At 44.7% G+C, this 16,119-nt stretch carries 16 protein-coding genes; 2 read left to right on the plus strand and 14 right to left on the minus strand.

Translation table 11 applies throughout. The annotated features are described in order from the left end of the window. Window positions 1-313 precede the first annotated feature (313 nt). A complete protein-coding gene (locus tag AB4185_RS02320) occupies window positions 314-1,255 on the minus strand; it encodes a chemotaxis protein CheV (protein ID WP_017062139.1) in 942 nt (313 codons plus the stop codon). Window positions 1,256-1,423: 168 nt separating this feature from the next. Continuing rightward, the gene (locus tag AB4185_RS02325) at window positions 1,424-2,641 is read right to left on the minus strand and encodes an ROK family protein (protein WP_136973549.1); all 1,218 of its coding nucleotides are present in this window, start codon (window positions 2,639-2,641) and stop codon (window positions 1,424-1,426) included. A gap of 319 nt (window positions 2,642-2,960) precedes the next feature. Here AB4185_RS02325 and pyk point away from each other — a divergent pair, with 319 nt between their 5' ends. After that, window positions 2,961-4,409: a pyruvate kinase gene (pyk, locus tag AB4185_RS02330; protein WP_017062141.1), complete on the plus strand. Its 1,449-nt coding sequence runs from the start codon at window positions 2,961-2,963 to the stop codon at window positions 4,407-4,409. A gap of 159 nt (window positions 4,410-4,568) precedes the next feature. Here the strand turns inward: pyk and AB4185_RS02335 are convergent, their stop codons facing one another. Further along, a complete protein-coding gene (locus tag AB4185_RS02335) occupies window positions 4,569-5,783 on the minus strand; it encodes a patatin family protein (RefSeq protein ID WP_372134782.1) in 1,215 nt (404 codons plus the stop codon). A gap of 41 nt (window positions 5,784-5,824) precedes the next feature. Continuing rightward, complete coding sequence (locus AB4185_RS02340; RefSeq protein WP_100214626.1) at window positions 5,825-5,914, minus strand: YnhF family membrane protein; 90 nt, start codon at window positions 5,912-5,914, stop codon at window positions 5,825-5,827. Window positions 5,915-6,059: 145 nt separating this feature from the next. Between AB4185_RS02340 and AB4185_RS02345 the strand changes: the two genes are divergently transcribed. Next, window positions 6,060-6,653 (plus strand): outer membrane beta-barrel protein, encoded by a 594-nt coding sequence (locus AB4185_RS02345; RefSeq protein WP_017067207.1) that lies wholly within the window; start codon window positions 6,060-6,062, stop codon window positions 6,651-6,653. 92 nt (window positions 6,654-6,745) lie between these two features. Here the strand turns inward: AB4185_RS02345 and AB4185_RS02350 are convergent, their stop codons facing one another. The 10 genes from AB4185_RS02350 to fabG all read right to left on the minus strand — a co-directional run bounded on the left by AB4185_RS02350 (window position 6,746) and on the right by fabG (window position 16,097). Continuing rightward, entirely contained in the window at window positions 6,746-7,150 is a 405-nt protein-coding gene (locus tag AB4185_RS02350) for a hypothetical protein (protein ID WP_372102488.1), read from the minus strand. A 229-nt stretch (window positions 7,151-7,379) separates the two neighbouring features. After that, window positions 7,380-8,810 carry a PTS glucose transporter subunit IIBC gene (gene ptsG, locus AB4185_RS02355; RefSeq protein WP_102332502.1) on the minus strand — a complete coding sequence of 477 codons (1,431 nt, stop codon included), beginning with the start codon at window positions 8,808-8,810 and terminating at the stop codon, window positions 7,380-7,382. 445 nt (window positions 8,811-9,255) lie between these two features. Beyond that, the gene (locus AB4185_RS02360; RefSeq protein ID WP_372134784.1) at window positions 9,256-10,023 is read right to left on the minus strand and encodes a TatD family hydrolase; all 768 of its coding nucleotides are present in this window, start codon (window positions 10,021-10,023) and stop codon (window positions 9,256-9,258) included. Further along, window positions 10,014-10,979, minus strand: a complete 966-nt coding sequence (locus tag AB4185_RS02365) for a DNA polymerase III subunit delta' (protein ID WP_017062147.1) — start codon at window positions 10,977-10,979, stop codon at window positions 10,014-10,016. The genes AB4185_RS02360 and AB4185_RS02365 overlap by 10 nt, the downstream gene beginning before the upstream one ends. 6 nt (window positions 10,980-10,985) lie before the next feature. Further along, entirely contained in the window at window positions 10,986-11,618 is a 633-nt protein-coding gene (tmk, locus tag AB4185_RS02370; RefSeq protein WP_017062148.1) for a dTMP kinase, read from the minus strand. A gap of 10 nt (window positions 11,619-11,628) precedes the next feature. Beyond that, a complete protein-coding gene (gene mltG / locus AB4185_RS02375; RefSeq protein WP_017062149.1) occupies window positions 11,629-12,645 on the minus strand; it encodes an endolytic transglycosylase MltG in 1,017 nt (338 codons plus the stop codon). Continuing rightward, entirely contained in the window at window positions 12,642-13,520 is an 879-nt protein-coding gene (pabC, locus tag AB4185_RS02380; protein ID WP_017062150.1) for an aminodeoxychorismate lyase, read from the minus strand. Before pabC ends, mltG begins: the two co-directional genes overlap by 4 nt. Window positions 13,521-13,624: 104 nt before the next feature. Then, window positions 13,625-14,869 carry a beta-ketoacyl-ACP synthase II gene (gene fabF / locus AB4185_RS02385; RefSeq protein ID WP_372058189.1) on the minus strand — a complete coding sequence of 415 codons (1,245 nt, stop codon included), beginning with the start codon at window positions 14,867-14,869 and terminating at the stop codon, window positions 13,625-13,627. 93 nt (window positions 14,870-14,962) lie between these two features. Further along, a complete protein-coding gene (gene acpP, locus AB4185_RS02390) occupies window positions 14,963-15,196 on the minus strand; it encodes an acyl carrier protein (protein WP_004737381.1) in 234 nt (77 codons plus the stop codon). A gap of 166 nt (window positions 15,197-15,362) precedes the next feature. Further along, a complete protein-coding gene (gene fabG, locus AB4185_RS02395; RefSeq protein WP_170962450.1) occupies window positions 15,363-16,097 on the minus strand; it encodes a 3-oxoacyl-ACP reductase FabG in 735 nt (244 codons plus the stop codon). Between the last annotated feature and the right edge of the window lie 22 nt (window positions 16,098-16,119).

Consider the following 16,119-nt stretch of genomic DNA (forward strand, 5'->3'; position numbering starts at 1 on the left):
ATCGATCATTGGCTAAAGAAAAGAGAGAAAGAAAAACGAAAAAGGGAAGCATCCGCTTCCCTTCAATTCCAGTTGTTGAGTTATGACTCAACTTCAGCTTCCGTACGTCTTTTCTTAAATTCCCTATACAGTAATAAGCTCAAAGTCATGACGACTTTAGACGTTAACCATATCATTAAGAGGAACTACCTTAGATTGTGTGTGAAAAATTACGCTAGTAGTTGAGCATATTTCGTTAAGAAAAATATGCTGCGTGAATATTAGCAAGCGTTTTCTATAAGGTCACTCAAAACAAACCGTACAGCAGCATTAATTATAAAATCTGACGCATTCGCTCTTGAGTCACTTCAACCAAGAGGTCTGGCTGGAACTTAGAAATAAAGCGGTTACACCCTACTTTCTCAACCATAGCTTCATTAAAACTTCCACTTAATGAAGTATTTAGCGTGATGAATAGGTCATGCATTCTTGGGTCAGTACGTACTTCGTGTGTCAGCTTGTAGCCGTCCATTTCAGGCATTTCAGCATCGGTGATCATCAACAATATTTCTTGATTGATGTCTTTGCCTTCATCACACCAGCCCTTAAGTAAGGTCAGTGCTTCTAAGCCATCACAACACTCAATAATGTTCAAACCCAACTGCGACAAGGTGCCTTTGATCTGGTTACGCGCTGTTGAAGAGTCATCAACGATAAGCACATTGCGTCCTATCATCTCCTGAGCTAATTGTTCATCTAAAACGCCTTCAGAGATCGAGACATCGTAATCAATGATCTCAGCCAACACTTTCTCAACATCGATGATCTCGACGATCTTGTGCTGCTCTTCTTCTTGAATATGCGTAATAGCGGTTAGGTAGTTTGCACGGCCTGTTGTCTTTGGCGGCGGCTGGATTTCTGTCCATGTCGTGTTCACGATATTACGAACTTGCCCAACCAAGAAACCTTGTACGGTTCGGTTGTATTCCGTAATAATCAGGTTGCTCTCTTGAGACTCCGCACGAGATGGCGGAAAGCCAATGGCACTGCGTAAATCGATAACAGGCACCGATTCACCACGTAAAGACGCAACACCCGTAATATGATGATGAGAGCCCGGTAAGCGAGTGAGTACTGGCACTTTGAGGACTTCTTTCACTTTAAATACGTTAATCGCAAATAGTTGACGACTATTTAAGCTGAATAACAAGAGTTCCAGACGGTTTTCACCGACCAGTTTGGTTCTCTGATCAACCGAATTTAAAACGCCAGACATACAACACCTTAGTGACAAATAATAACTGTGGCTACAATAGCCTACTTCAATAGGTTAAAGCAAAGCGCCAATGCACAGAATGCTTAAACTAAGTACAACAAATGATGTTATACAAAGCTTAAGTACATGTTAAGGTTCAAGGTAAGGCTACAAGACGAGAAAAAGGGGTTAACCTTCAATAACTTTCATTAACAGTTGGCCATCGTATAAGGCCTGCTTGATGAGCGCAGCACCTGGCATGGTTGCCTGCTTATAAAAACGAGATTCCACCAGCTCTAAGTCTTTATGGTAAACCGATAGACTCTGCTCTTCGATACACTTTTGAATCGCCGGGTATAACACGCTCTTCGCCTGATTGATAACACCACCCACCAAGATTTTCTCTGGGTTGAACAGGTTAATCACAATCGCAATCGCAGAACCTAGATAACGGCCTAACTGTTCAATCACTTCGACAGCCAGCGGATCCCCATTAGCAGCGGCAGCACAGATCTGTTCAATAGTGACGTCTTCAAACACCGTTAGCGTTGATTCTTCACCATTTACCAATCGCTCTTTGACTTGGTCACGGATTGCCTGAGAACTCGCCACCGTTTCTAAACAGCCTCGATTACCACAGTGGCAAAGCTTGCCTTCTTTATCGATCTGGATATGCCCCAACTCACCGATGTTACCGTGACGTCCTTGCAGAACGCGACCATCAAGAATGATCCCGGCACCTAAACCGTGGTGAATCGAGATAAGAACAGAGTTGTCGTTGTCTTGTGAGTTACCAAACAGCTTTTCTGCTAATGCCCACGCTCGGGTATCATTGGCAATAAAGACTGGCAAACCGGTTTCTTTGTAGATCTCCGGCCCCAACGCTAAGTTTTCAACGTTATAGTGCGGCATCTGCAACACAATACCTTGCTCTGAATTCACCAGACCTGGCAGTGTGATAGCGATACTCGTCACCCTGTCGAGTTGCTCGGCATAGGTTTGGAAGAACTCATCGATTTCATGGAGAAGACGCGCAAGCACATCGTCTTGATCACGTTCATGGATATCAATCTTGGTATCGATAAGCACGTCGCCGCCCAATTCATGGAGCGCGATCGTCAAGTATCCGCGACCAAGACGCATCGACAAAAATTGCCAACCTTCGTTATTGGTTTGCAGACCGACAGCAGGACGCCCACGAGTCGTGGCTTCTTGAACCGTCGTTTCGTGAATAAGGTGAGCTTCAATGAGTTCACGGGTAATTTTAGTAATACTCGCCGGAGCCAACTCACTTTGCTTGGACAGATCGATACGAGAAATAGGACCTTTAAGGTCAATTAGTTTATATACACGACCAGCATTGACCTGTTTGATATGATCAATATGGCCCGGTTGAGCCATGTACATTTTACGCTCCAGAAATCATCAACGAGGTAATTTTTTTACTTTGCGAAGTAATTGTGAAGTCACTTGGTATATCGCCGTGACCAGTATCACGTATATACATGAATCTTTGTGTATCGAGTCAAATAGTTCGAGGAAAATTAACACCCACATCGATAATTTGCGACTTAATTTTCAGAGTAAAACATTGCGTTTGAGCCCTGAATTCAATAATTAAAGGCAAATCAAGAAATATCCTCCTAGCTCCCAATAAATTATCAATTAATGCATATACTTAATTCAGTCTTTTAAAAGATTACTTGGCCTCACTCTAGGAGTATTCATGACAGCCGAATTAAGAAAAACGAAAATCGTCACAACGCTAGGCCCTTCTACTGATAAAGGTAACGTGCTTGAAGAGATCATCAAAGCCGGTGCCAATATAGTCCGTATGAACTTCTCTCACGGCACCAGCGACGACCATATACAACGCGCAGAAAAAGTCAGAGCAATAGCAAAAAGACACGGTACTCAAATCGCCATTCTCGGAGACTTACAAGGTCCCAAGATTCGTGTGTCGACATTCAAAGATGGCAAAATCCAACTTGCCGTAGGCGACCTGTTCACTCTCGATAGCAGCCTAGGTTTAGGTGAAGGCAATCAAGAAGCCGTTGGCCTTGATTACAAAGAACTGCCTAACGACGTATCCGCCGGCGATATACTGTTGCTTGACGATGGTCGTGTTCAACTCAAAGTAACCAAAGTGGAAGGCTGTCGCGTTCATACCGAAGTCATCATTGGCGGCCCACTCTCAAATAACAAAGGCATCAACAAAAAAGGGGGTGGCCTTTCCGCAGAAGCGCTAACAGAAAAAGACAAGCGCGACATCGTCACCGCCGCACAAATCAAAGTGGATTACCTAGCGGTGTCTTTCCCTCGTAATGGTGAAGACATGCACTATGCTCGTCAGCTTGCACGAGAAGCCGGCTTAGAAGCTCACCTCGTCGCAAAAGTGGAGCGAGCAGAGACAGTAGCTACAGTTGAGAACATGGATGACATCATAATGGCCTCAGATGTGGTCATGGTGGCTCGTGGTGACCTCGGAGTGGAAATTGGCGACCCTGAGTTAGTCGGAGTACAAAAACAGCTTATACGCCGTGCCAGAGCGCTTAACCGAACTGTCATCACCGCAACTCAGATGATGGAATCAATGATTTCTGCGCCAATGCCAACCCGTGCCGAAGTTATGGATGTTGCCAACGCCGTACTCGATGGCACCGATGCTGTGATGCTGTCTGGTGAAACTGCAGCTGGTGACTACCCAGTCGAGACCGTAAAATCGATGGCTGAAGTCTGTATTGGTGCGGAAAAAATGGCAGGCATTAATAACCAATCCAATTACCGTATTGACCGCACCTTTGTTACTGCCGAAGAAACCGTTTCGATGGCGACCATCTACTCTGCAAACCATATGGAAGGCATTAAAGGCGTTGTCACTCTCACCGAGTCAGGCCGCACCGCACTGATGATGTCTCGCCTGAGTGCCGACATGCCGATCTACGCGCTGTCTCGTAACGAAGGAACGCTTAATCGCTGTACCTTATACCGAGGTGTGACACCAATCTACTTCGAGACAGAAGCCGAAGACAGCTTTGACATTGCACTATCTACACTCACTTGCTTGAAAGAGAAAGGACACCTTAAGTTTGGTGACCTAGTGATCGTCACTCAAGGCGACATTATGGATGTAGCAGGGTCAACCAACTGTATGAGAATCTTGCCTGTCACCTAATATTTGACCTTAAGGCGAAACGATTCGCCTAATCTCAAAAACTTAAAAGGGTTATCGAACCAAGTTCAATAACCCTTTTTCATTTCAGAACACGACTCACTAAAATCTGCTTAAACAGCATAACGAGCTCACAGCATGCTAGCTCATCAACTTCGGGAATTAGTTACCCGCAGCAATGGTGGCTAACTGTGGCATATGCGAGTTGCGAGCGTTTTCCGTTGAGGTATAGCTCTCCACAAATCGGTAACCGGCTTCTAAACCCAATTCGTAATCATGCAGTAAATCATCTTTATGACTCATTAATGAGCTCGATTTAAGCGTTTGACTAGGTGCTATCTGAACCACAAACGCGTCGTCTGGTGGCGAATTCAAAAAATCCTGAGTCAATGAGTAGGTCTGATAATGCACCATCAGCATGTCAGCCAACCCTGAATCAAACTTATCTCCGATTAAATGACTTAAGCGATAAATATCATCTGCACCAAATAGCCAGCGACCACCGTTCAGCAGGTCTAAATGCCCACGGTCACGCTTCTGCTCTTTTGAGCGCATAATTTGTTGTTGGAAGAAAGAGGTCCAGTCGGTTTTCCACTGTTCCACTTTCTGTTGCCAATGGCCTTGAACACTGTCGAAAGATTCGCGGAACCACTCCAGTTCTTCTGCAGATATAGGTTTAGGCGCTTTGACTGAAGATCCCTTAACTGGTGCTTCAACCAAATGGGTATTACCTTCCTCCACCACTGGCTCAGTACGAATCACCACAATAGAACGAGCTTGTCTTCGCCACGCTTCCTGAACTGGGATACACGCCGATACACCACCGTCCACATAAGCACTGTCACCAATAAAGACTTCGTCATTGTACAAGCGAGGAATAGCACAGGTCGCAATCATCACCTTGTACCAATCTTCGCCCAATAATGGGAAGTAGTGGTCTCGTAAGTCTTTGGAATCCGTTACAGCCGCATAGAAGTGGCGATCGCCTAGCGTTTGTCGCCCTAAATCCAGATCGAGCTTATATGGGTAAGCCATGATTTGTTCTAGCGCCCATTCTAATCCTAGGTTCTTTCTGTGTCGTATATAGGAAAAGAGATTGAAGAACTCTGGTGAGGTTGTGAGGTCGAGAACAAAAGAACGTCCAAGGCCTTTATCACGGCACAGATAAGCACATAAGTTGAGAGCACCTGCTGAGGTACCAAAAAATTCGTCGAAGGGGTCAAAATTTGAGAGAAGAAAGGCATCCAGCACTCCAGAAGTAAAAATACTTCTCTGTCCGCCACCTTGAGCGACCAGTGCTGTTTTTCCAGCAATAAACTTAGCGTAATAATCCAAGTCTATTGCTGTATCAATATTGGTTATAATCCCACTATTCATTATTCCCTGAGTATCAAAACTCAGCCTCGCAATAGATGGTATTAACTACCAATCGCAATAAAGCCAAATGAAAGAATGATCATGTAGATAAACACGGTAATTTGTAGGGCATTTTTCAGATTATGGTCCATAGACACCTCTGGCTTATTATTAATTTGTCGAGTCTCTATTTAAGTACTATCAGGTGTGTGAAGTATCTTCAAGAATCGTCGAAATTAGTCGCACAATATTGATGTAACCATCACAATTAGTAAGTGTATGGATAAGGATATACTCATGAATAACAAAGCAAATATGATGGCACTGATTACGCTTCTCTCCGTTTCAAGCGCGTATGCTTCGCCGGAGATCATCATTACACCTATGGTAGGTTATACCGGCGGTGGCAGTGTCGAAGACCAGGACGGTAAAACCTATGACATGAAAGGCTCTGAAAATTACACCTTTGCCATTGAAACGCCACTTGAAAAAGGACGCATCGGCTTCTTCTACTCCAATCAGAGCTCGGAATTAGAAACGCTTAACCTAAGCTCCTCCATCCAATACCTGCACCTTCAAAGCAGCATCTACTACCCTGCTTCGCCTGTGTTGTCGGGTTATCTAGGGCTAGGCCTGGGTGCTTCTTACGTCGATGTAGACTGGGCAAAAGATAAGTATGGATTCTCAACTTCTATCTTTGGTGGCTTAGAGTACAAATTTAGTGACCGACTAGCGTTGAACACACAAGTACGTTGGTTAGGCACGGTTGTCGACAACGATACCTCCGGTGTTTGTAATATCCCAAATAACGGGCAAGAGTGCATCATTCGCTTTGATACCGACTGGATGAACCAATTCCAAGCCAATGTCGGACTGAGTTTTACTTTCTAAGCGGCTCAATGAAGCAAAAATATAAGATCGGCCCAAACTAAAAAACCAGCTAAATGCTGGTTTTTTCATTATTAAAACGGTTTTAGTTCAGGTTAGAACTTATAGGTAACACCTAAAGCGCCGCCCACTTGCAACTCAACACCTTTATACATATCGAGTTCAGGGTGAACTTGAGCGTAAGCATTCCAACCTTCGTAGAAATTCACTTTCACGCCTAACGGCAAGCGTAAGCCAAAGTCGTCATTCCATTCAGCCCAAGCACCAGCACCGACGTACCAGCTCAACGGAGCTTCAGTCTCGAACTGACCACGCTTCAAAATGTAATCAAAGGCAGCGCCGTCATTGCCAATCGTAGCACGGTATTTCTGATCAAATTCCACAACGACACTCAGGTCTTGGTCAATGGCGAGTCCAACTTCCAAAGCTGGAGCTTCAGAAGCTTGAGCAAACGAGGCTCCGCTGCAGCACATAAGGCCGAACAAGTAACGATGTTTCATAATATTCTCAGACTGTACTTAAAAAACGGAAGTCTACTGGAATCTCAGCAAAAGGTGTCATCGCTGGGTAAAAGATAAAAGACACGAAAAATTTGGGAACGACCATCAAATGATCGAGTTGAATGATAAGTACCTGAGTTAATGGAGATTAAGCACAATAGATCTTTCATAGAGCAGAAAACAAAAAAGGAGGCCTTTCGGCCTCCTTTCAATTTATTGAATCAGAGAATTAACCGTTGTTACGGATCCACTCATCCATGTCTGTCTTAAGGTTGTCAGACTTAGTACCGAAGATAGCTTGTACGCCACCCGCTACTACTACAACACCTGCAGCGCCTAGTTTCTTCAGCTTGTCTTGGTCAACAAGAGCTGTATCAGCTACTGCAACACGTAGACGAGTAATACAAGCGTCAAGACCAGTGATGTTCGCTTTGCCACCGAATGCAGCAACTAGCTCACCAGCAAGTTCAGAACCAGTCGCAACTGACTCTTCTTCAGTCTCGTCTTCACGGCCTGGAGTTTTAAGGTCTAGAGCTTTAATCACAGTGCGGAATACGATGTAGTAAATTGCAGCGTAAGCAATACCACATACAACCATTAGGCCCATCTTAGACGCGTGGCCAGATAGAACTAGGAAGTCGATTAGACCGTGTGAGAAAGATGTACCGTGTACAAAACCTAGAGTGTTCGCAAGAACGTATGCAGAACCAGCTAGTAGAGCGTGGATTGCGTACAGTACTGGAGCAACGAATAGGAAAGAGAATTCGATTGGTTCAGTGATACCCGTTAGGAATGAAGTCAACGCAGCAGAAGCCATGATGCCCATTACTTTAGCGCGGTTTTCAGGCTTAGCTGAGTGTGCAATCGCGATTGCAGCAGCAGGTAGACCGAACATCTTGAACATGTAACCACCAGCTAGCTGACCGAAGCCATTGCCCGCTGCACGAGATGCGTCATCAGCAACTAAGTAACAAGTAAGAACACCGTTTTGAGTTTCGCCAGCAGCGTTTACACAAGTACCAGCTTCAAAGAAGAAAGGTACGTTCCAAACGTGGTGAAGACCAAATGGAATTAGAGAACGCTCAACGATACCGTAGATACCAAACGCCACTTGTGGGTTTTGGTGAGCAGCCCAATCAGAGAACGCAGAGATAGCGCCGCCAACTGGTGGCCATACTACAGATAGTAGGATTGCTAGACCAATCGCAGAGAAACCTGTGATGATTGGCACAGCACGCTTACCAGCGAAGAAGCCAAGGTACTCTGGTAGTTGAATACGGAAGAAACGGTTGAATGCCCAAGCAGCAACACCACCGACTAGGATACCACCTAGTACACCAGTATCGATTTTATCAACGCCCATTACACCAGCCATTACGCCAAGTGTAGCAGTCATGATGCCGTAACCAACGATAGCAGCTAGACCCGCTACACCATCGTTGTTAGTAAAGCCAAGTGCAACACCTACTGCGAACAGTAGTGCCATTTGACCGAATACTGAACCACCAGCTTGTTCCATTAAGTTTGAAACGATTTCTGGAATGAAAGGAAGATCTGCTGCACCGACACCTAGCAAAATACCCGCAACTGGTAAAACTGATACTGGAAGCATCAGAGACTTACCAACTTTCTGCAGGCTAGCAAAAAGGTTCTTAAACATGTTTATGCTCCTGATAAAGATAAAATAATTATATTGGGTTCTAACGGCACACCCCCGTAGCCTATATGTTAGCACCCTGCGAAAATGTAACCATGTATTGCATTATATTTTCTGCCGCTAAATATATATTGATGGGGAACTAACTTTCTAGTCACTTACGAAATTTAGTTTCAAAACACGTCTTGGATCACATGTCAAATCTAGAAATGCAATGCTTTACAAGTGTTTAATGCATTGAAATATATAAGTATTTTTCAAGAGCCCTATTATTTTACTGGGTAAATAAAATAGGAGCGAATGTTATTTTTAGTAACAAAATTACAAATGTTATAATTAGCGCTCTCAAGTTCAACATAATTCGTAAACATTAAAAAAAAACGTATTTTTGGTGATCAAAAACACAAAAAGGGAGCTTTTGCTCCCTTTTATTTGTTTAGTTAGTTTTTTATCGCAAAAAAAGTTTTCGGTAATTTTTGGTTGTTTGTTCAGCAACCTCTTTCATTGACAGCCCTTTCAGCTGCGCGATATAAGCCGCCACTTCGACTACATATGCAGGCTGATTCTGTTTACCTCGATATGGAATCGGAGCCAAGTATGGCGAATCCGTCTCGATCAGCAACCTGTCTAGCGGTAGGTTCTTAACAACTTCTTTAAGTTCTGTAGCCTGCTTAAAGGTCACAATGCCTGAAATTGAGATATAGAAACCTAGTTCCATTGCTGCTTCAGCGAATGCTTGATCTTCGGTAAAGCAGTGAATCACACCGCCACACTTCTCAGCTCCGCCATCACGTAAAATAGCTAATGTGTCTTCACGTGCGTTACGAGTGTGAATGATCAAAGGTTTATTCAGCTCAACGGCTAACTCAACATGCTGCTTAAATCGTAGCTGTTGCAGCTCCGCCGTCTCTGGTTGGTAGTGATAATCTAAACCTGTCTCTCCAATCGCCACAACCTTAGGGTTGCTCGCGTATTCACGCATTGTCTCTAGGCTGAAATCACTTTCAACATCGAGAGGGTGAACGCCACAAGAGGCTTTAACGTTATCAAACGGCGAGATCATCTCGAGCATATTTTCAAACGAATCGAGTGTCACACCGACAGAAAGCAATTGGTCTACATTAGCAGCCTTCGCCTTGTTAACCACATCTTCTACGCTGGTGTGTAAATCTTGGTAATCCAGTTTGTCTAAATGACAGTGGGAATCTACGAACATGTTTCCTCGCAAGTGGCTATCAGCCAATTCATTATGAGTAGCTCCGTATTGAGCCCAGGGTGTTGCTTTAACTGCTCAATCAATGTCAGCAGTTTATTCGATGCTGCATAAGCACTTTGATAAGACATCGCCTCACACAGTGCTTTCGCACTCGGAGTGAAAGCCTGATTCGCCAAACCAAAATGCAGCTTCTGTACATCTGACAATAGATGCCAAAGCCAGCCAAGTTGAATCAAAGGGTCTTTGCTAAGCTCTGTAGAGAACTTTAGCATGTCAGGTTGAGTGCCTTTTATCACATTCACAAAGCCATCGAGCGCTTTTGTTGAAGCTTCAACGCCACCTTGCTCAAACATCGCTTTTGCTTTTAAAGGCGCGTTGTCATTGAGTGCTAAAATATACTGCGGTACCGCTTTGCCCACTTCACCATCTAACCACGCTGATGCTGTCTCTAACTGCGGACTAACCACATTGAATTGCTGACAACGGCTAATAATAGTCGGCATTAAGCGATTACTGTTACGAGTAGACAGAATGAAGATGCACTTGCTTGATGGCTCTTCCAGAGTTTTCAATAGTGCGTTGGAAGCCGATTCGTTCATTGCTTCAGCAGGGTTAAGCAAAATAACGCGCAAACCACCTAACTGAGAAGACTCTTGAGCCCAGCGGTTACTGGCACGCACTTGATCAACCGTGATCGACTTACCTTCTTTCTCGGGTGAGATCACATGAAAATCAGGATGACTGCCCGACTTCATTAACTCACAGCTGTGGCAAAACCCGCACGACTCGCTTTCATAGTTCGTGCACATCAATGCGTCGGTAAGTTGGCTAATCAAAGCATCAACGCCGAGCCCTTCCGGTGCATTAACAATCACAGAGTTAGGAAAACGCTCCGCATCGAGACTTTTTTTCCACTCACTCCATACCGGTGTGAGCCAAGAATACACTTCAGCCATGACTACCTACTGTTTGTCGAGCCAAGCAGTTAGCGCGACTTTAATATCAGCGGCTACTTGCTCAATTTCTTGCTGCGCGTTAATCACAAGTACAGAATCATCTTGTTCTGCAATTTCTAGATAGCGCTCACGCGTTCGGTCAAAAAATGAGATGTCCATCTTTTCAATTCTATCAAGCTCACCACGGCCTCTAGCACGCTCTAGCCCTACTCTAGGGTCTAGGTCCAAATATAGCGTTAGATCGGGTTTAAAGCCGCCTAGCGTGGTTGCTTTCAGTGATTCCATAGTCGTGCGCGCGATCTGGCGACCACCACCTTGGTATGCCTGTGAAGACATATCATGACGATCACCCAATACCCATTGACCATTGGCGAGTGCCGGCTTGATGACGTTCTCGACTAATTGAACACGTGCTGCATACATCAACAGCAATTCAGTCATGTCTTGAAGCTTCTCGCCTTCGTGCTCTTCTTTAACCAATGAACGCATCTTTTCAGCTAAGACAGTACCACCCGGCTCGCGAGTATTAACAATATCTTCAACACCCGATGCTTTTAATGTCTCAACGATGGCATTGATTGCTGTGCTTTTGCCAGCGCCTTCAAGGCCTTCAACCACGATAAATTTCGACTGATTCATAATTATTTCTTTATCTGTTTTTTCTTAATTGCTTTAAGTAAGCTCGCACTGCACGGTTATGCTCAGTCAAACTCTTTGAAAATACGTGCCCACCTGTTCCACTCGCAACGAAATACAAGTAGTTGCTCTTCTCTGGATTCAACGCCGCGTTGATAGACGCTTTGCCTGCCATAGCGATAGGTGTCGGTGGCAAGCCACTCATTGTATAGGTGTTGTAAGGCGTTGGCGTGCGTAAGTCTTTCTTACGGATGTTGCCATCGTAGCTGTCACCCATGCCATAGATAACCGTTGGGTCAGTTTGCAAACGCATACGCTTGTTTAGACGGTTAACAAACACAGAAGAAACACGCTCACGTTCTGACGCAACAGCGGTCTCTTTCTCAATGATAGATGCAAGAATTAACGCTTCGTATGGCGATTTAAGAGGCAGCTTATCCGCTCGATTTTCCCACTCTTCATTCACCACGCTCATTAGGTCTCGATGCGCGCGCTTCAACAAATCTAAATCAGTGGTGCCGTAGGTGTAGTGATACGTTTCTGCTAAGAAGAGACCTTCTAGCTTTTCGTTTTCAATACCCAACTTTTCAGCGATCTCTTTTTCAGAAACGCCATCCAATGTCTGTTGAATGAATTCGTTGTCTTTTAGCTGAACAAGCCATTCGTCAAAACGACTGCCTTCAACAAAGGTAATAGTAAACTGGTGTTCTTTCCCTTCTACAAGCACCTGTAGCGCTTGCTCTAAGGTTAAACCCGGTTCAAGCAGGAAAGTACCCGCTTTTACGTCTACAAGCTCAGGATGTAACTTACGGATTAATTTCTCGTAAGGAGAAGCCTCAAACAGCCCCTCGTTAATCAACTGGGCTAGAACGCGGTTAAAGCTGCTACCTGAAGCAACAGTCACGACTTGTGGTTTTTCTAATTGAATAACTTGTTTCAGGTTATCTTGCGCTTGGTTGTAAACATAAAAACCAGCAGCACCGGCTGCAATTAAGCACAAGATAATAAAAATAAATAACTTTTTGATCACGAGTTTAGTTGTCCTTGAAGGCTACGAGTAATGGTTCCAATGTTAAATTGGGTATCACTAATACGGGTAACTGGGGCAACCCCTAAAATGGAGTTTGTCATGAAAACCTCATCAGCTTGCATGAGTTGAGATAAGCAGTAGTCACTAATTGTAACGGAAAGTTCAGCCTGATTCAGCGCGGTTAACACTTGCTTACGCATAACCCCCGCGACACCACTTTGAGTGAGTTGAGGTGTGTATATCGACTGACCTTTGCGCCAGAACAGATTGGCCATGGTGGTTTCAATCACATTGCCCGATATATCAAGAACCACGCCATCCACTTCATTAGCTTGATCCATTTCATCTTTCATCAAAATCTGCTCAAGGCGATTATTGTGCTTATGGCCAGCCAGTAGTGGGCTCAAACCTAGCGCTTGATGGCAGATACCGAGTTCAACACCGGAGTCTTGCCACGCTGAATAATGGCTTGGGTAATCAAAGGTACTGATGGTGATTGTCGGCTTGGCGATATTCTTGGTACTGTAGCCACGCCCACCCGCTCCACGACTAACGTGCAGCTTGATCCCTGCTTTTTGATTATGAGGCTTGTTGGCGTTATGGAGCTTCTTTGAACCATCAAGGCTCTTTGTGCCATGAAGAGCGTTATGTTGGATGTGTTGAAGCGCAGTATCGAGCCAAAGACTAACAACATCCCAATCAAGAGCAGAAATGCGTAGCGCTTTAAGGCACTCGTCGACACGGTGCTGATGATCGTGAAGATGTTGTATCTCACCATCACTCACGAGCATTGTCGTAAAACAGCCGTCTCCGTACTGAAACGAGCGATCCAAAATATCGATAGTTTGCTGGCTTTCTCCATCAACCCAAAACATGTTTTTCCCCATAAAAAGAAACGGCTCAATGCTAAAGCATCAAGCCGTTTAAAAACAAGTCTAATTGTGACTATCTACGAGTGTTTACGTCTTTAATAAGATGATTAAATCTTTTTGAAGATCAAACAGCCGTTTGTACCACCGAAACCGAATGAGTTACATGCAGCATATTCCATGTTGCTAACTTCACGCGCAGTGTGAGGTACTAAGTCAATATCTAAGCCTTCTTCAGGATCATCTAGGTTGATTGTTGGTGGAACAATTTGGTCAACCAGAGACATAGCCGTGATGATAGCTTCAGCAGAACCAGCAGCACCTAGAAGGTGGCCTGTCATTGATTTCGTAGAAGAAACCAATACTTGCTTGCTGCCTGCTTCGCCAAGAGCACGCTTGATGCCCTTAACTTCCGCTACGTCACCAGCAGGAGTCGAAGTACCGTGTGCGTTTACATAACCGATTTGTTCACCAGTAATGCCAGCATCACGCATAGCCGCTTCCATTGCTAGTGCGCCACCTGAGCCATCTTCACTTGGAGATGTCATGTGGTAAGCGTCACCCGACATACCGAAGCCAACTAGCTCACAGTAAATCTTAGCGCCACGAGCTTTCGCATATTCGTACTCTTCAAGAACCATCATGCCTGCACCGTCGCCAAGAACGAAGCCATCACGGCCTTTGTCCCATGGACGAGAAGCTTTTTGAGGCTCATCGTTACGAGTAGAAAGTGCTTTAGCCGCACCAAAACCGCCCATACCTAGTGGAGTTGATGCTTTTTCAGCACCACCCGCTAGCATTGCGTCTGCATCGCCGTATGCAATCATACGAGCCGCGTGACCAATGTTATGTAGGCCAGTCGTACATGCAGTAGAAATCGCGATATTTGGACCGCGTAGGCCACGCATGATAGACATGTGACCAGCAATCATATTCACGATCGTCGACGGTACGAAGAACGGGCTGATCTTACGAGGGCCTTTTTCAGTTAGAGCTTGGTGACCGGCTTCGATCAAACCAAGACCACCAATACCAGAACCGATAGCAACACCCACACGTGGAGCGTTTTCTTCAGTAATAGTTAGGGCTGAATCATCTAAAGCTTGAATACCTGCTGCGACGCCGTACTGGATGAACAAGTCCATCTTACGAGCATCTTTTTTAGTCATATACTCTTCGCAGTTAAAGTCTTTAACTAGACCTGCAAAACGAGTTGAGAAATTGGTTGCATCAAAATGATCGATATTAACGATACCACTTTGACCAGCTAGCAGGGCTTTCCAAGAAGATTCTACAGTGTTGCCTACCGGTGACAACATACCCATGCCAGTGACAACTACACGACGCTTGGACACGATTTTACACTCCGGGGATTGAGGTGATTTAAGATGAGGATAGATGAGTTAGATAAAACACAGGCGGTCGAGGTGACCGCCTGGGAGAGATTATTACTGAGCGCTAGTTACGTAATCGATAGCTGCTTGAACAGTAGTAATTTTCTCAGCTTCTTCATCTGGGATTTCAGTGTCAAATTCTTCTTCTAGAGCCATTACTAGCTCTACTGTGTCTAGAGAATCTGCACCTAGGTCATCAACGAAAGAAGCTTCGTTTTTAACTTCAGCTTCGTCTACACCTAGCTGTTCAACAATGATTTTCTTTACGCGTTCTTCGAGGTTGCTCATTTTTTCTTTTCCTTTACAGAGTTCGCTTTATGCGATGTTTTCCGTAGTTTATTCAATCTATTGAAAGTTGCAAGGTCAACTTTTCTGGTCAAACCACAATTTTCACGATTTTAACCGAAATTACGTATGATCTTGACTTAAATCATGCACAAATGTTGCACATAATTTACACCATGTACATACCGCCATTGACGTGAAGTGTTTCACCTGTGATATAAGCTGCCGCAGGTGACGCCAAAAATACCACAGCTTCAGCGATTTCGCGAGGGTCACCTAGTCGACCTGCTGGTACATTCGCCAAAGTTGCTGCACGTTGGTCATCATTTAGCGCTTTAGTCATGTCTGTTTCGATAAAACCAGGCGCTACAGTGTTTACTGTAATGCCACGAGACGCAACTTCACGAGCCATTGATTTAGTAAAGCCAATTACACCAGCTTTTGCAGCTGCGTAGTTAGCTTGACCAGCGTTACCCATAGTACCAACTACAGAACCAACGTTAACAATACGGCCTTGACGCTTCTTCATCATGCCACGCAATACAGCTTTAGACATGCGGAAAATAGGCGTTAGGTTAGTATCAATGATGTCGTTCCACTCATCGTCTTTCATACGCATAAGTAGGTTATCACGAGTGATACCAGCGTTGTTAACTAGAATGTCAATCGCACCGAATTCATCGTTGATGGTTTTCAGTGTAGCAGCAATTGAGTCAGTATCCGTTACATTAAGAGCAAGACCTTTACCGTTCTCACCAAGGTACTCGCTGATTGCAGCTGCGCCGCCTTCAGATGTCGCAGTACCGATAACTTTAGCACCACGCTCAACTAAAAGTTCAGCGATTGCACGACCGATGCCACGGCTTGCGCCTGTAACTAGTGCAACTTTGCCTTCTAAATTCATCATAACTTCTCTATTAAGTGGT

Source organism: Vibrio sp. 10N.286.48.F5 (assembly GCF_041469785.1).
Taxonomy (GTDB): domain Bacteria; phylum Pseudomonadota; class Gammaproteobacteria; order Enterobacterales; family Vibrionaceae; genus Vibrio; species Vibrio crassostreae_C.

Coding starts and splice junctions, on each gene's coding strand:
- tmk (WP_017062148.1), bottom strand. CDS start 11,618: ATGAATCAGTCGAAATTTATCGTGGTTGAAGGCCTTGAAGGCGCTGGC.
- AB4185_RS02350 (WP_372102488.1), bottom strand. CDS start 7,150: ATGAAACATCGTTACTTGTTCGGCCTTATGTGCTGCAGCGGAGCCTCG.
- AB4185_RS02320 (WP_017062139.1), bottom strand. CDS start 1,255: ATGTCTGGCGTTTTAAATTCGGTTGATCAGAGAACCAAACTGGTCGGT.
- AB4185_RS02365 (WP_017062147.1), bottom strand. CDS start 10,979: ATGGCTGAAGTGTATTCTTGGCTCACACCGGTATGGAGTGAGTGGAAA.
- pabC (WP_017062150.1), bottom strand. CDS start 13,520: ATGTTTTGGGTTGATGGAGAAAGCCAGCAAACTATCGATATTTTGGAT.
- AB4185_RS02360 (WP_372134784.1), bottom strand. CDS start 10,023: ATGTTCGTAGATTCCCACTGTCATTTAGACAAACTGGATTACCAAGAT.
- AB4185_RS02325 (WP_136973549.1), bottom strand. CDS start 2,641: ATGTACATGGCTCAACCGGGCCATATTGATCATATCAAACAGGTCAAT.
- AB4185_RS02335 (WP_372134782.1), bottom strand. CDS start 5,783: ATGAATAGTGGGATTATAACCAATATTGATACAGCAATAGACTTGGAT.
- pyk (WP_017062141.1), top strand. CDS start 2,961: ATGACAGCCGAATTAAGAAAAACGAAAATCGTCACAACGCTAGGCCCT.
- ptsG (WP_102332502.1), bottom strand. CDS start 8,810: ATGTTTAAGAACCTTTTTGCTAGCCTGCAGAAAGTTGGTAAGTCTCTG.
- fabG (WP_170962450.1), bottom strand. CDS start 16,097: ATGAATTTAGAAGGCAAAGTTGCACTAGTTACAGGCGCAAGCCGTGGC.
- acpP (WP_004737381.1), bottom strand. CDS start 15,196: ATGAGCAACCTCGAAGAACGCGTAAAGAAAATCATTGTTGAACAGCTA.
- AB4185_RS02340 (WP_100214626.1), bottom strand. CDS start 5,914: ATGGACCATAATCTGAAAAATGCCCTACAAATTACCGTGTTTATCTAC.
- AB4185_RS02345 (WP_017067207.1), top strand. CDS start 6,060: ATGAATAACAAAGCAAATATGATGGCACTGATTACGCTTCTCTCCGTT.